This window comes from Lipingzhangella halophila, from assembly GCF_014203805.1.
Classification (GTDB): Bacteria; Actinomycetota; Actinomycetes; order Streptosporangiales; family Streptosporangiaceae; genus Lipingzhangella; species Lipingzhangella halophila.
In genome coordinates, this window is the sequence record NZ_JACHJT010000001.1 from 678,427 (window position 1) to 693,499 (window position 15,073).

The window sequence follows — 15,073 nt, forward strand, 5'->3', positions numbered from 1 at the left end:
GGCATGGAGCCTTCCGACATGACGGCATCCGTCACAGCACCCGCTCACCCCGCGCCGCCCGACTCCCGTTCGCGGCTGCTCCTCCGCAACTCCGTCTCCGTACCGCCGCCGGTCCCGCCTCCGCTGGAGCCGGCCCGCTGGCTCCCTCTGGGGATCGCCCTCGCCCTGATCGCCGCACTGACCGGGTACACGGCGTGGGAGCACGGTGCGCGGCCGGCCCTCCTGCTGCTACTCGGCACCGGCCTCGGTCTCGCACTGTTCCACTCCCGCTTCGGGTTCACCTCCGCCTGGCGTCAGCTCATCTCCGTCGGCAACGGCACGGGCCTGCGCGCGCACGCCCTGCTGCTCGGGACGACCGCCACCCTGTTCGCGCTCATCATCGGCACCGGCACGGGTCTGTTCGGCAACGACCCCCAGCCGTCGGCCGGACCGATCGGCGTCGGCCTGTTCGTGGGCGCGTTCCTGTTCGGACTCGGCATGCAGCTCGGCGGCGCGTGCGCGTCCGGGACCCTGTTCGCGGTCGGCTCCGGGCAGTCGGCCATCGTCGTGACGCTCGGCGGTTTCATCGTCGGCTCCGTCATCTACAGCGCGATCTGGCCGGCAGTGAACGACCTGCCCGAACTGCCGCCATTCCTGCTCGCCGACCATGTCGGCTGGGCGGGCGCATGGGGGGTCACCGTGGTGGTCCTCGCGGCGGTGGTGGCCGGTACCCGGATGGTGCAGAACCGCCGTACCCCGCCGCCGGTCGGCTCGGTGCCCAGCACGTCGGGGATTCTCCGGCTCGTGCGCGGAAGTTGGCCGATGCTGGTCGGCGCGGTGGTGCTCGCGGCCCTGGGCGGCGGGGTGATGCTCGTCTCCGGGGGCGCGTGGGGGATCACCGCCGCGTTCAACCTGTGGGGAGCGAAGTTCCTGCAACTGATCGGCTTGCACCCGGAGACCTGGGCCTTCTGGCAGCAGCCCAACATGGCGGCACAGCTCAACTCCCCCGTTCTCACCGACAAGACCAGCCTCACCGACATCGGCATCATTCTCGGCGCGGCGGTCGCCGCCGCCTCCGCCGGAGCGTGGAAACTGCACACCGGCCTGCGCTGGCGGGTCGTGCTGGCGGCGCTCCTCGGCGGAATCCTGATGGGGATCGGTGCGCGTCTCGCCGGCGGCTGCAACATCGGCGCCTACCTGGCGGGCATCGCCTCGGGCAGCCTGCACGGCTGGCTGTGGGCGGTCGCCGCGCTGGTTGGAACGTGGGCGGGTCTGCGGGCCCGGCCGCTGTTCGGCCTGGCCAACCCCAAGCCCGATGACAGCTCCTGCTGAACGCTCGCGGGAAGCCGGTCCGCGGACCCGCGCCGCGACCGTCCGGGTGCCGCTTGGCCGGCGCCCGGACGTCGTCAGTTGGGCACTTGGAGGGGGACGGCCGGATGGGCGCCGTGTTGCCGCTGGGGCGTGCCCGCTCAGAGGTGGCGGTGCATGATGTGCAGTCCGACGTAGCCCTTGGCTGGATGGCGGAAGGCCTCGGGCACGGTGCCGATCACCGCGAACCCGAGTGACCGCCACAGGTTGATCGCCCCGGTGTTGGTCTCGACAACGGCGTTGAACTGCATCGCGCGGTAGCCGTCGGAGCGTGCGGACTCAAGGACGTGCTCGCCCAGGGCTTTTCCGAGCCCGCGGCCGCCGTGCTCCGGGTGGACCATGAAGCTCGCCGTGGCGACGTGTGCCCCCGGTCCCATCTGGTTCGGGCCCGTGATGGCCGACCCGGTGACCGTGCCGTCGTCGTCAGTGGCGACGAACACCCGCCATGGCTCCCCCTTGAACCACAGGGAGCGTGCGCGCTCCTCGGTGATGCCGCGGTCCCAGGTGTAGGTCTCTCCGGCGGCGACGATGCGCCGCAGGAACGGCCATATGCCGTTCCAGTCCTGCGCTGTGGCTTCCCTGATCTCCATGGGTCGAGCATGTAGGCAGGGGCCTCCGGAGCGCAAAGCGACGTTGGCCACGGTTGCCCCGGACGGCACCTGGACGAGGGAGCTTCGCGGCTGGTGGTGCTGGAGGCGCGTTCCCCTCGAAGGTCTGGTTCGGTGCTGCCGGCGCCTGGGGAGGAAGCGGGGTCCGGGTGATCGGCGGGATGGCCCCGCGTCCGGCGTGCACCGGTGGGCGGTACCGCCCGTACCGGGGGCCAGGTATCCACAGCCTGTCCGGTCGGGCTGGATGCGGTGCGGGTGCGCGGAGCACGCTGGACGCATGTTTCTCGGTCGTGCCACCCGGCTTCCCTGCACCGGCGACGACGCCGTCGCGCTCTTCGCCGCCTACCAGTTCGGTCTCGTCAGCGATGCGCAGGCGCGGCGGTCCGGACTGGGACGGACCGCCGTCGACGCGCGGTTGCGCGGTGGAGCGTGGCTGCCCACTGCGCACCGCGGCGTGTTCCAGGTGGTTGGTTTCGGCGCTTCCGCCTGGTGCCCGCGGCGGGCAGTTCTGGCGGCCATCCTTGCGGTGGCGTCGGGCGCGTTCGCGTGCCGCGAGACCGCTGCGTGGCTGTGGCGCCTCGACGGCGCGCCGCAGGGCCGAGCGGACATCGTGCATGTGGGGGTGCCGGCCCCGGCCTGGTTCCCGCCAACTTCGCGCGCCGACTCCCCGGCCGCCGGCGTGCGGGTCCATGTGCTGCGAGTCTCCGATGCGGAGCTGGCCCGCCGCCCACCGTTCCTGCTGACCAGCGTACGCCGGACCCTTGACGACCTGGCGCGGGACACCGACAGAGCGGCCTTCGCCCGCATGCTCGACTCCGCTGTGCGCCAGCGGCTTATGCCACCCGCGGCGGTCCCGTCGCCCCGCGACGCGGTCTCCGCCATAGGGGGCGGGGACACCGCGCGAGAGGGCGGCAGGCGAAATTTCGGGATCCGGGGCGTGGCAGGGGCCCGCGCCCCGCCGGCGCGTTTCCCAAAAGGGCCGATGGGTAAGCGGCAACTGCGAGGGCGCGCGGTGCGCGAAGCGTCGCGCGGATAAGCGGGCGAGGTCGCGTCACGGAGGGAACGCGCAGTCCGCAACCCACCGCACGCGGCGGACAGGGCGAGGGCAAGCGCGGGAGCCCGGGTTTCCGGCCCGCGCAGGCGGCCGAGTCCGAGAGGAGTGAAAAGGCGGAGGTGCACAGTCATGTATCCGCGTCCTGATCAAGAGCCGCCCAACGAACCGTACGACGAACAGCGGCCCGCGGGGGAGCCGCCGGAGCCCGGAGAAGCCAGCGAGGCCGGAGAGGCCGGCGAGCCAGATGAGCTGAGGGAGACGGCCGAAACCGGCGAAGTGGGCGAGGCCGACCAGTCGGCGGTATCCGGGCAGCCCGGCCAGGGGCCGCAGCCGGGTCAGGCCGGTCCGCCCTCCTGGTCGCCGGGGTATCCGGGGCAGCGGCCCGGTGGGCCGGAAGACCGGCCGCGCGCGCAGGGACCACCAGGAGAGCAGGGCTCACCTGCCCAGCCGGGCCAGTCGTGGCGGTCGGCTGGGCGTGGTGCGCCTGGGCAGACCCCCAGCCAGCCCGGGCAGCCAGGCCAGCCCGGGATGTCGGGGGAGTCGGGGCCGCAGCCGGGTCAGGCCGGTCCACCGCCCTGGTCGCCGGGGTATCCGGGGCAGCGCCCCGGTGGGCCGGAAGAGCAGCCGCGCGCGCAGGGACCGCCAGGAGGGCAACCACCACCGGGTCAACCCGGCTACGCGCAGCCGCCGCCTGGTGCGCGGAGCGGTGAGTCGTACGGTGCGCAGCGAGCGCAGGGGCCACCGGGGCCAGGGCAGCCGGGAGAGCCCGGTCAGCCAAGTCAGTCGCCGCTGTCGGGGGAGCCGTGGCCACCGCCCGGGCAGGGCGGCACCGGGGCTGAGTCGCCGGGGTACGCGCAGCCGCCGCCTGGTGCGCAGAGCGGTGAGTCATACGGTGCGCAGGGGCAACCGGGGCCACCGGGACCGGGCCAGCAGAGTTGGTTCGGCCAGCCCGGCCAGCCAGGGGAGCCGGGTCAGCCTGGGCAGCCAAGTCAGCCGCAGCCCGGGCAGGGCGGCACGGGAGCTGAGTCGCCGGGGTTTGCGCAGCCGCCGCCCGGCGCGGCGCCCGGCCCGCCGGGTGGCGAGCCTTACGGCCAGCAGTGGGGATCCTCCGGCTACCCGCCCTACGGTCAGCCGTACGCGCAGGCGAGCCCGGGCCAGCCGGGCACCGTGATCGCTGCGCGGGTGCTGATGTTCATCGGCGCCGCGATCGGGCTGCTGTTTGCTCTGCTGTTCGGCGCCGCCGCGGCTATCCCCGAAGTGACGCGGGGGATGGAAGAGGGCGCGACCATGCCGGGCCTCCGCGCGCAGGACCTGCCGCTGTTGTTCGGCATGGTCGCATTCGTGGTCGGCGTGTACGGCCTGGTCTCGCTGGTCCTGGCGAGCCTGATGGGCAGGCGTTCCCTCGTTGTCTTCTGGATAGCGCTCATCTTCCAGGTGCTTATGCTGTTCCTGCCGCTGTCCAGCTTGATGTACGGAGCCGTGGGGACTGTTTTGCCACTGCTGTTCACGGCAGCGATCATCGTCCTGCTGCTGCTTCCGGCATCCCGCGCGTTCTACTGGCGGCGGTGACCACTGCGCGGTGCCGCGGCCCTTCGGGACCGCGGCCGCGCACCCGCGGTCCGCGCGCGGTTCCGGCTCGGGGAGCCGGTCAGGCGGAGCGGAACCAGCGGTGCTCCCGGGGTGGCTGCGGCAGCCGGACCGCCACCCCGGTCCAGTCGCGTTCCAGAGCGCGCTGAACAGCGCGGCGCCGTTCGCCCGCGCTGGTCTCGTTCGGGGCCTGCCCGAGCGCGAGCGTGCGGCGCAGCAACTCGGTGGCGTCCGGGCGGTCTGCCGGGTCTTTTGCCATCGCGGCGAGCACCAGGGTTTCGAGATCGGGTGGCAGCCGGTCGAGGTCGGGTTCTTCGCGCAGGACACGCCGGGCGAGCTCCTTGGGGTGCCCGTGGCCGAACGGGTCATGCGCGGCCGCCGCGAACGCGACCAGCGCTCCCCAGAGGAAGATGTCGGAGCTGCTGGTGGCGGGGTGGCCGCGGTACTGCTCGGGGCTGGACCATCCGGGGGTTCCCATGCGGTCGGCGGGAGCCCCGGGCGTGTCGTCGGTGTCCGTCAGGGCGGGGGACGAGGGCAGGTGCAGTGTGCGCAGCCGGCGGCGGAGCCGCCGCACCCGCATCCAGCGGGTCGCGTCCTCGACGGTCGTGGGGTGGGCGATGCCGAAGTCCAGGAGCTTCGGCCCGGTGGGCGCCATGACGACGTTGCTCGGCTTGAGGTCGCGGTGCACGATCCCGGCGTCGTGGATTCCGCGCAGCGCCTCGGCCGCGCCGACCGCCAGGGCGCGCAGCATCGCATCGCGAAGCGGACCGTGCCGCTCCACGTGGTGCCGGACGGTCGGGCCGGGCACGTACTCGGTGACCATCCAGGGGAGTTCCGCCTCGACGTCGGCCTGCACGAAGCGGGCCACACACGGGCTGTTCACGCGCGCCAACAGCCGCGCCTCGTGTGCGAACCGTTCGCGGACATCGGGCTTGGCGGCGTGGTCGGGGTGGATGACCTTCACCGCGACATACCCGGCGCCCTGGCGCCGGGTGGCCGCGTAGACCGTGCCCATCGCGCCGGAGCCAACCCGGCCCACGAGCGGATAGCCACCCACGGTACGGGGGTCACTGGGAAGTAGCGCGTCCAGCCGCCGCTTGCCGCGGGCTTTCACCGGGACTCCCCGCGCGGTGCGGGCGGGATGACCGGCCGCGTCGCCGGGCGGGCGTGCCACCGCGAAGCTGTCACCACAGGACCGTCCCGAGTGTGCCGGAGGGTGCTCGTGTTGGAGGGAGTCTACGAGAGCCGCACGCTCCCGCACGAGTGTGCGAGCCAGCGGTTGTTCCGCCGTCCTGTGCCCCGGCGGCGCGGGACCGCGCGGTGGCCGTGTCCGGCCAGTGACCCGGATACGGAGACCGGAAAGCACATACTGCTGTGCGCTGCGTGAGTATCGGAGGGCCGGCGTGACCGTCCGAGAAACGCATTTCGGGTCCCGAGAGGCCCTGGCAACGGCCCGGTGACTCAGACACCATGGTTTTCCGTGAGCGACACCCACAACTCCCCGGCTGGCGACGTTCACGGCACCCAGGTCAATGCGCGTGACATTCGGGAGATGCACGTTCATAACCACCAGCCTTCGCACGTGCCGCGCCAACTGCCCCCGCTTTCCGAGGGGATCGTCGACCGGGACCGGCAGCGTGCCGAGATCGGCGCCGTCGTCGCCAGGGTCGGCACCACCGGGCGCCCGGTCCTCCTCGTGGTGCACGGAAGCTATGGATCGGGGCGGACCACGCTCGCGCTCGACCGGATAAACGAATTCGTGGGCCGTTTCGACCACGGCCAGGTCTACGCCGAGTTCGGCGGAATCGGGCCGGGGAACGCCACGGACCCGGGCGCCGTCATCGATGACTTCCTGCACGAGATGAATGTCGACCTTTCCGAGATCAAGCACGACGAGAAGGCCAAACACAAACGTTTCCGGTCGCTTACCGCGAACCGGCGCATCCTGTTTTTCCTTGAGGATGTCGTGAGTGCCAGCCAGGTCTGGACACTGGTACCGAACAGTCCGGACGCGATGGTCGTGGCGACCAGCACCAGCGCCGCGCGGTTGTCCGGACTGCGCAGGGACGCGGAGATGATCGAGGTCTCCCCGATGGACGACGCGCACATCCGGGAGGTGCTGGTGTCGCGCGTCGGCGGCGACGACCCGCGTCCCGCCGCCGAGCCGCGGGCGATGGACGCGCTGGTGCGGCTGTGTGGCGGTCTTCCCCTGCTGGCGGTGCTCTCCGCTGACCGGCTGGCCGCGGACGCCGGGAAGTCCGTCGCGGCACTGGTGGAGGAGGTGCGCGAGCACGGCGCCTCGCGGGCGCTCGAACCGCACAAGGATGAGGAGCTCCCGTCCCTGCGGCCGTTTCTGGACGCGAGCTATGCGAACCTGACCGGCGAGGAGGCGCGGATCTACCGGGCCATGGGGACGCACCCCGTGCCCGAGGCCGACGTCTGGCTGGTGGCTGGACTGCTCGGCACCGACCTCAAGTCGGCGGAGCGACCGCTGGCCAACCTGGTCCGAGTCGGCCTGATGGTAAACCTCCCGGGCCACCGCTACCGACTGCGCGAACCCTTCCACTTCCATAAGCATGCGGCGGACATGGCGCACGACGACGCCTCCGCCGCCGAACGGTCCGCCGCCCGGGACTGGTTCGCCCGCTACTACCTCGCGGGAGCGCACGCGGCCGGTGAGCGCCTCAACCTCAGGGCGCGCTACGGGGACCTCCCGCCGGGCCTGGACGGCATCGCGCTGCCCGACTTCACCGGCACGCTGTGTGACGCCGGCTACGGGCTCCGGGACGCCGAGCTGAAAGCCCCCGACGACCCGCCGCCCGCGCGGTGGGTGCGCGACACCCTCCCCGCGGTCATCGGCCTCGCGCGGCAGGCGGTGGAGAACGCCGGCACGGCTGCGGGGCCGCATGGCTGGGTGTACCGGGTGGCCATGGCGACTGACTGGTTCTTCCGCGCCCACGGGCACACGACCGAGCGCTTCGAGCTGGTGGAACTGGGGGTGCACGACGCGCGCGCGTGCGGTGACGCGGGCGCCGTGGCGTACCTGAACCTGCAATGGGGCTTGGCGTACTACGACCACGAGGAGCACGCGAACGCTCTCGCGAAGTTCGAGCAGGCGCTGGAATGGGCGCTGGAGCTGGACGACCGCGACGCGGACACCTGGTATCCCATGGGCGCCGCGCTCGAGGGTGTCGGGCTCGCCACGTGGCGTCTCGGGCGGCCCGCGGACGCGCTGGCCTCGCTGCGCCGCTCGTACGAGTACTTCGTGCGGCTCGACCGGGCGCGCTCGCTCGGGCTGAGCCTGATGCACCAGGGGGCGGTGCGCACCGACCTCGGCCACCCGGACGAAGCACTGGCGTTCCTGGAGCGCTCGCGCGCGGCGTTCCTGCGCCTGGCCGCCGAAGGCCGGCGCGACCAGGTCAACGAGGCAAAGGTGCTGCTGCGGGTGAGCGCCGCGCTGATCCTGGCGGGCCGCCGCGGCGAAGCCGCGGACGCGGCCGAGCGGGCGCGGCGCGTGTTCCGCTCGCTCGGCCGCCCATTGGAGGAGGGCCAGGCCCTCGAAGCCCGCGCCGGCACCGAGGCGGACCCGCGCGAGAGGGCGCGGCGGCTCCGTGCGGCGCGCGAGCATTTCGCGGGCAACCAGTTCGCGAAGGCGGTCGAGCGGGTGGACGAAAAGCTCGCGGAGCTGGACGACCAGGAGGACGGCTGACAGGGCCGCCCCGGCCGGCATGCCGCGACCGTGGGTGTGGCACGCTCCGGCCCCAACCTGCCCAGGGCCCGCCCTGCCCGTGCGCGCCGCTTCCGGCAACCTGTGGGCACTTCGTAGCACGGCCGGACTCGTGGCTCCGCGCATTGCGCGGTCGGTTCCGCGTTGGCCGCGGCCGGTGCTTCGTCGCTGCCCGGACGGCGTGACCGGGCCGACCCGGGAACCGGTTCGGCGCCAGAGCGCGCGGGTTGGCAGGGCCTCGGGCCGGCTGGGCAGCCGCGCCCCTCGCTGCCGCTCACCGAGCCTGTACGCGCGGCGCGCGTGTCAGGACGCGGGCGCGTAGGTGAGGTTGAGTACCCCGGTCGACAGGGTGGAGCTGCTGGTGAGGGCCAGCTTATGGGTGTGGGTGTCCTCGAACAGCCGCTGGCCGTGGCCGACGACGATCGGGTGCACGAGCAGGCGGAGCTCGTCGAGGAGTCCGTTGGCAAGGAGCCAGCGCACGGTCGTCGCACTGCCCGACATGCCGATGTCGCCGTCGGTGCTCTCCTTGAGCCGGCGGACCGCGTCGGCGTCCCCGGGCAGCACGGTCGTGTTGTTCCACGCCGGGTGCGCGAGCGAATCCGAGACCACGTACTTCGGTATGTCGTTGAAGTGGGTGGCGAACGGTTCGTCCGTGCTGTCGGGCCAGTAAGCGGCCCACTCGTCGTAGAGTGCGCGCCCCATCAACAACGCCACGTTCGTTTCGAGGCCGGCGCCGACCACGGCGCCCATCTCGTCGTTGAAGTACGGGAAGTGCCATTCGTCCGGCGATTCGACCACCCCGTCGAGCGAGATGAAGAAGTTCGCGTTGATCCTGCCCATGATGCCCTGCTCCCTCCTGGATGTCTCCGGCGTGCGACCTGTCGGCCCGCAGGGTCGCGCGCCGCGCGCGGAACCCTCGTCCGAGCCGCGCAACGCCAACTTAGGGAGGTTGTCAGGGGCCGGTCTTGTACAGAAGCGACAGGGGTTCGGCGGCATCCCCGCGCCGCAACTGCGTCGCCGTCCGGCCGATGAAGCGCGTCAGAGATCTGGCCAGGTGCGGCTGGTCGAAGTATCCGAGCCGATGTGTCACGTCCAGGGGCGCGATCCCCTCGCCGAGCAGGATCGCCGCCCGCCGGGCGCGCTCGATCTGCCGGATCGTGCCCTGGGTGAGGCCGGTCGCCGCGGCGACGCGCCGCTGCACCGAGCGTGCGCCAACCTCTGGTGTCCCGCCCGCGACGGCCTTCGCCACGAGCGGATCGTGGACAAGCACGCCCGCGCGGACGAGCCGGGCCACGAACTGCTCGGCGTTGTCGTAGCGGGGAAGTGGCCATTCCTCGCCCCGCAGCGCGAATGTCCTCGCGGTTACGTGCGGGGAGTCCAGCTGGGTGTCCACGAGACCCGACAGCGGCAGGTGCGGCATTGACGTGCCGTGCGAGAAGCTGATCCCGAACGAGTCCGAGTCGTCGGGCACGTCGGCCACGCTCGCCGCGGTCTCCGGCCCCCGCGCCGCGACGTGGACCCGCCCGCGATGCGTCCACACGGCGAGCTCCCAGTTGGATGTCGCTACTGACGTCATGTGCCCGGCACGGGAGGTGTGGCCGCGCCACACGCGGTCCACGTACGGCGAGTCCGACGGCCGGTCCTCGGCCTCCAGCATCGTTTGCCCCCGTCAATGTCTCCTGGGCCCGCTGTTCGCGTACCGGGGCGGGCGCGCCGCAAGCGTGAACGCGCCGGCCAGCCCCCGATCAGCCGGGTGTCATCAAACCTACTGACCAAGTACGGCTAGCCGCCAGTGACGTGGTGGACGAAGTCGATCGCGAGCTTGCCGGCGAACACCAGCAGCACGATGCCGGAGCCCCGCTCGATCCACTGCGCCACAGCGGGGGTTACCCAGCGCCGGAAAGCGTTCGCGCCGTATCCGATCAGCACGAACCACAGAAGTGACGCGCTCACGGCTCCCACAGCGAACGCGACCCGGTCGCCCGCGGCATGAGCGGCCGCCGCCGCGCCGATCACCACCGTGGTGTCCAGGATCGCGTGCGGGTTCAGCAGCGACACCCCGACCGTCTGGCGCGTCATCGTCATCGTGGCCATACCGCCCGCCTCCGAGGACGGCAGGTCGAGCTCCGGCTTGGGGGCCCGCAGGGACTGCCGGCCGAGGTAGACGAGGAAGACGCAGCCGCCCGCCAGGAGCGTCGCGTGCACTCCCGGAACCCGGGTGACGACCGCCCCGGCACCAGCGGCGCCCAGGCTGATCAGCAGTGCGTCGCACAGGGTCGCGGCCAGCACCACCACGAGCACCCGAAGTACCGACAGCCCGATCCCGGCGCGGATCACGTACAGGTTCTGCGGGCCGACCGGCCCGATCAGCGCGAACCCCAACGCCAGTCCGGATAGGTACCCACCGACCACTCGCTGCCCCCACTCGTCTACGTCGCCGCCGAGGTGAAGGCGACCCGCGCTGTGCTCCCCGCAGTGATGGTAAGCGGGCTGAGGTCAGCGAGCCGTTCTGGGGCAGTGCCGGTGAGGACGCGTTCGGCGAGGACGCTGGCGAGCAGCGACGGATCGAGGTCGTGCGGTGCGCTGCGCACGGTGATCTCCGCACGTTCCCGCCAGCGGCTGACCAGCCTCACCCGGTCCGCGGCGTAGGCCAGCGCGACCTGGGCACCGGGGTGGTCGCGCAGCACCTCCGCCGCCCACTCGTCCTCGGGGCACGGGAGGTCGCTGCTCGGACAGCAGACGACGTCGGCCAGGGCAGCCATGCGGGCATCGCGCTCGTCGTCGCGCACGACGAGCATGCCGGTTTGGTCGTCCGGCGAGGGCCGCTCCAACACGGCAGCGGGGAAGCGGCGTACCGAGACCTCCCTCGCAGCGCCGCCCCACTCGACGATGGTCCACAGGGCGGTTGGCTCCGGCTCGGTGGCGGGCGGGACCGGGACCGTCGCAAGAACCGGGGGGAAATCCGGCTCGGGGGCCCTCATCAGGTCGTACATGGCGCGCCGGAGCAGGGTGAGCGAGCGGCCGGGTTCCGAGGTCACCCACTGGGACGCGATCTTGGTGGTCTCGGCGGACACCGCGTGCGCCGTTGCGAGCTGCGGCGCCGCGCGGCGCCGCGGGTCGAGCGTGGCCGCGGTGCGCAGCAGCGCGGCAATGGGGGAGTCGGGGGCGACCGCGTCCCGCCCGCCGTCGTCGAGCAGTACGGGGCGCCCCAGGGCGGCCGCGTAGTAGGAGGTGGATCCGTGGTCGCCGATCACCGCGTCAGCCGCCACGAGCGCGGCACGCCACCCCTCCCGCGGCGGGACCAGGATCAGCCCGGACCGTCGCGCGCTCGCCGTCCAGGCCTCGACCTGGCCGGGACCGGCGTCGTGCCAGACGTTGGGGTGCAGCACGAGTGCCACGCGGTACTCGTCGGCGGCAAGTTCGCCCAGAAGCTGGCTCACCAGGCGCGGGTGCCGGCCGAAAAGCGCCTTCTCGCCCCAGGTCGAGCTGACGACCAGCAGGCTCTGGTCGCCGCGCACACCGAATGCCCGCCGGTAGCGCCGCCGCTGCACGACGCTGGCGACCAGGCGGTCGTAGCAGGGGTCGCCGGCCACGAGGGCGGCGGGCAGCGCTTCGGGGCAGTCCCGAGCGAGCCGTTCGCGCTGTTCGGTGTGCGAGAGCACGATCGCCGAAGGAATGAGCCGGCCCTCGTGCATGAGCCACTCGGGGGAAAGGCCGAATACCGGCTTCGCGTTTCCGGTTTCCGGTTTCCGGTTTCCGGTTTCCGGTTTCCGGTTTCCGGTTTCCGGTTTCCGCGCCAAGTATTTATTATATCCCATCCCGTGCGGTAACCGGAGGATCGGCGCGCGAAGTTCGTGAAGGTCCCCGCCGAGACTGGTGGTGACCGCGAGGTCGAACTCGGTTTTCCGGGCCTTTGTCCAGGAGATATCCGGGAACCCGAGATCGGATAAGAAATCGGCGACCCCGCCGCTGAAAATGGACGACCGCGTCCATGTGACGAACACCTGCACCCGCGGATCGGATTCCAGGGCGGCCAGCACGTCCACCAGTCGGGTTGCCGAAGCCACATTGTGAATGACGCCCAGAACGCGCAGTGAGGCGTTTACGGTCGTCCAGTCCGGATCCAGCGCGCTGACCCGTTCGTCGGCGTCGCGATCACCAGGGGAAGGGGCCGTGCCGGGCGTGGAGTCGGTCATCGCGGACGAAGTGTATCGAGCGGCCCGCGGGGGTCACCGGTGCCCGGCATTATGGGGGATGTCGGTGCGACTGGAGGGAGCAGCGTGGCAACTGGGCGGACCGGGCAGGCGGGTCCGGCGGGGCACGGCCCCCGGCCGGCGGTACTCGAAGGGGTGCTGGAGCGGATCACCTACGCCAACGAGGAGACCGGCTACACCGTCGCCCGGATCGACGACGGCCGCAGCGGTGAGCTCACCACGGCCGTGGGGGCGCTTCTCGGGGCGCACCCCGGCGAGTCGCTGCGGATGGAGGGCCGCTGGGGTTCGCATCCGCAGTACGGGCGGCAGTTCACGGTGGAGAACTACACGACGGTGCTGCCCGCCACGGTCCAGGGCGTGCGGCGCTACCTCGGTTCGGGGCTGGTCAAAGGCATCGGCCCGCGGCTCGCGGAGCGCATCGTGGCGTACTTCGGGGCCGGCGCGCTCGACGTCATCGAGCAGACTCCGGAACGCCTGATCGAGGTGCCCAACCTCGGCCCGAAACGCACCAAGCTGATCGCGGAGGCATGGGAGGAACAGAAGGCCATCAAGGAGGTCATGGTCTTCCTGCAGGGCATCGAGGTCTCTACCTCGCTCGCGGTGCGCATCTACAAGAAGTACGGCGACGCCTCCATCAGCACGGTGCGCAACGAGCCGTATAAGCTCGCCACCGACGTCTGGGGGATCGGCTTCAAGACCGCCGACACCATCGCGCAGTCGGTCGGCATCCCGCACGACAGCCCGCAGCGGGTCAAGGCGGGGATCCAGTTCACCCTGTCGGAGTCCACCTCCGACGGCCACTGCTACCTGCCCGAGGAGAAGCTGATCAGCGAGGCGGTGAAGATCCTGCAGGTCGACTCCGGCCTGGTGATCGACTGCCTGGCCGAGCTCGTCGCGGAGGAAGGGGTGCTGACCGAGAAGGTGCCGGGCCCCGACGGCGAGCCGCGGACCGCGGTGTACCTCGTGCCGTTCCAACGGGCCGAGACCGCGCTCGCCGCGCAGCTTCGCACCCTGCTCACCTGCGACACCGACCGGATGTCGGCGTTCGCCGGCGTCGACTGGGACAAGGCCCTCGGGTGGCTGCGGAGCCGTACCGGCACCGATCTCGCCGAGGAGCAGCAGGCGGCGGTCACGCTCGCGCTCACCAGCAAGGTCGCGGTCCTCACCGGTGGTCCCGGCTGCGGCAAGTCGTTCACCGTGGCCTCGATCATCACGCTCGCCGCCGCCAAGAGGGCGAAGATCATCCTCGCCGCGCCCACCGGTCGGGCGGCCAAGCGGCTCACCGAGCTCACCGGGCACGAGGCGTCCACGGTGCACCGGCTGCTGGAGCTCAAGCCCGGGGGCGACGCCTCGTACGACAGGGACCGGCCGCTCGACTGCGACCTTCTTGTGGTCGACGAGGCGTCCATGCTCGACCTGCTGCTGGCCAATAAGCTGGCCAAGGCCGTGCCGCCCGGGGCGCACCTGCTGCTCGTCGGCGACGTGGACCAGCTTCCCTCCGTGGGTGCGGGCCAGGTGCTGCGCGACCTGCTCGCCACCGATGACGGCCGCGAGGACGCCCCAATCCCCAATGTCCGGCTCACGCGCGTTTTCCGCCAGGCGCAGCAGTCCGGCGTCGTCAGCAACGCGCACCGGGTCAACGCCGGGAAGCCGCCGCTGTTGGACGACATGAGCGACTTCTTCCTGTTCCCGTGCGACGAGGCCGAAAGGGCCGCGGAGATCACGGTGGATGTCGTCGCCAACCGCATCCCGCGCAAGTTCGGCCTCGACCCGCGCCGCGATATCCAGGTCCTCACCCCGATGCACCGCAGCCCGGCGGGCGCCGGAAACCTGAACACCCTGCTGCAGGGCGCGCTCACGCCGTCGCGCGAGGGCCTACCGGAACGGCGGTTCGGCGGCCGGGTCTTCCGGGTGGGCGACAAGGTCACCCAGATCCGGAACAACTACGAGAAGGGGGCCAACGGGGTCTTCAACGGCACCCTCGGGGTCATCACCGGGATCGACCACGACGATCAGCAGGTCTCGGTCCGTACTGACGAGGACGAGGACATTCCCTACGACTTCGCCGAGCTCGACGAGCTGGTGCACGCCTACGCCATGACCGTGCACCGGTCCCAGGGCAGCGAGTATCCCGCCGTCGTGATCCCGGTGACCACCAGCGCGTGGATGATGCTGCAGCGCAACCTGCTCTACACCGCGATCACCCGGGCGAAGCGCCTGGTGGTGCTGGTCGGCGCGCGCAAAGCCATCGCGCAGGCGGTGCGCAACGCCACCGCGGGGCGGCGGCACACCGCTCTTACGCACCGGCTGCTCGTCTCCTGATCCGGGATCCGAACGGGTGCGGCGCGGGAAATCCCGGCCCAGGGAAAGGCGCTATGCGTTTATTGCATATTCAACCTCTTCGTGTTTTCGGTCATAACCGGCCATGAAGGCCGGGCGTCGTACTTGAGGTGCCGATTTTCCCGGGCGGCTTCGTATTGACGCACGAATGAATTCTTCTCCGAACTCCTCTACGGTGGGCGTACCGGCCGCGTGG

Annotated in this window: 11 protein-coding genes; 5 read left to right on the forward strand and 6 right to left on the reverse strand. The window is 71.5% G+C overall.

All coding sequences use genetic code 11. The features are described from left to right. Positions 1–18 precede the first annotated feature (18 nt). Entirely contained in the window at positions 19–1,311 is a 1,293-nt protein-coding gene (locus F4561_RS03165; protein WP_184574600.1) for a YeeE/YedE family protein, read from the forward strand. A 137-nt stretch (positions 1,312–1,448) separates the two neighbouring features. On the opposite strand, the gene F4561_RS03170 is transcribed toward F4561_RS03165, so the two are convergent. Continuing rightward, positions 1,449–1,937, reverse strand: a complete 489-nt coding sequence (locus F4561_RS03170; protein WP_184574602.1) for a GNAT family N-acetyltransferase — start codon at positions 1,935–1,937, stop codon at positions 1,449–1,451. A gap of 295 nt (positions 1,938–2,232) precedes the next feature. Here F4561_RS03170 and F4561_RS03175 point away from each other — a divergent pair, with 295 nt between their 5' ends. Then, complete coding sequence (locus tag F4561_RS03175; RefSeq protein WP_184574604.1) at positions 2,233–2,991, forward strand: hypothetical protein; 759 nt, start codon at positions 2,233–2,235, stop codon at positions 2,989–2,991. 1,200 nt (positions 2,992–4,191) lie between these two features. Continuing rightward, complete coding sequence (locus tag F4561_RS03180; RefSeq protein WP_184574606.1) at positions 4,192–4,578, forward strand: hypothetical protein; 387 nt, start codon at positions 4,192–4,194, stop codon at positions 4,576–4,578. Positions 4,579–4,657: 79 nt separating this feature from the next. Here the strand turns inward: F4561_RS03180 and F4561_RS03185 are convergent, their stop codons facing one another. Beyond that, on the reverse strand, positions 4,658–5,710 hold the full coding sequence (locus F4561_RS03185) for a serine/threonine-protein kinase (protein WP_184574608.1): 1,053 nt from the start codon (positions 5,708–5,710) through the stop codon (positions 4,658–4,660). A gap of 438 nt (positions 5,711–6,148) precedes the next feature. Between F4561_RS03185 and F4561_RS03190 the strand changes: the two genes are divergently transcribed. Further along, positions 6,149–8,305 (forward strand): tetratricopeptide repeat protein, encoded by a 2,157-nt coding sequence (locus F4561_RS03190; protein ID WP_184574610.1) that lies wholly within the window; start codon positions 6,149–6,151, stop codon positions 8,303–8,305. A gap of 321 nt (positions 8,306–8,626) precedes the next feature. On the opposite strand, the gene F4561_RS03195 is transcribed toward F4561_RS03190, so the two are convergent. The 4 genes from F4561_RS03195 to F4561_RS03210 form a co-directional block, all read right to left on the reverse strand. Continuing rightward, complete coding sequence (locus F4561_RS03195; RefSeq protein WP_184574612.1) at positions 8,627–9,163, reverse strand: dihydrofolate reductase family protein; 537 nt, start codon at positions 9,161–9,163, stop codon at positions 8,627–8,629. 112 nt (positions 9,164–9,275) lie between these two features. Continuing rightward, positions 9,276–9,980 carry a helix-turn-helix transcriptional regulator gene (locus F4561_RS03200; protein WP_184574615.1) on the reverse strand — a complete coding sequence of 235 codons (705 nt, stop codon included), beginning with the start codon at positions 9,978–9,980 and terminating at the stop codon, positions 9,276–9,278. 125 nt (positions 9,981–10,105) lie between these two features. Further along, a complete protein-coding gene (locus F4561_RS03205; protein ID WP_184574617.1) occupies positions 10,106–10,735 on the reverse strand; it encodes a LysE/ArgO family amino acid transporter in 630 nt (209 codons plus the stop codon). Positions 10,736–10,752: 17 nt separating this feature from the next. Next, on the reverse strand, positions 10,753–12,519 hold the full coding sequence (locus F4561_RS03210; protein ID WP_184574619.1) for a CDP-glycerol glycerophosphotransferase family protein: 1,767 nt from the start codon (positions 12,517–12,519) through the stop codon (positions 10,753–10,755). An 84-nt stretch (positions 12,520–12,603) separates the two neighbouring features. Between F4561_RS03210 and recD2 the strand changes: the two genes are divergently transcribed. Continuing rightward, on the forward strand, positions 12,604–14,859 hold the full coding sequence (gene recD2 / locus F4561_RS03215) for an SF1B family DNA helicase RecD2 (protein WP_312885117.1): 2,256 nt from the start codon (positions 12,604–12,606) through the stop codon (positions 14,857–14,859). Positions 14,860–15,073: the final 214 nt, after the last annotated feature.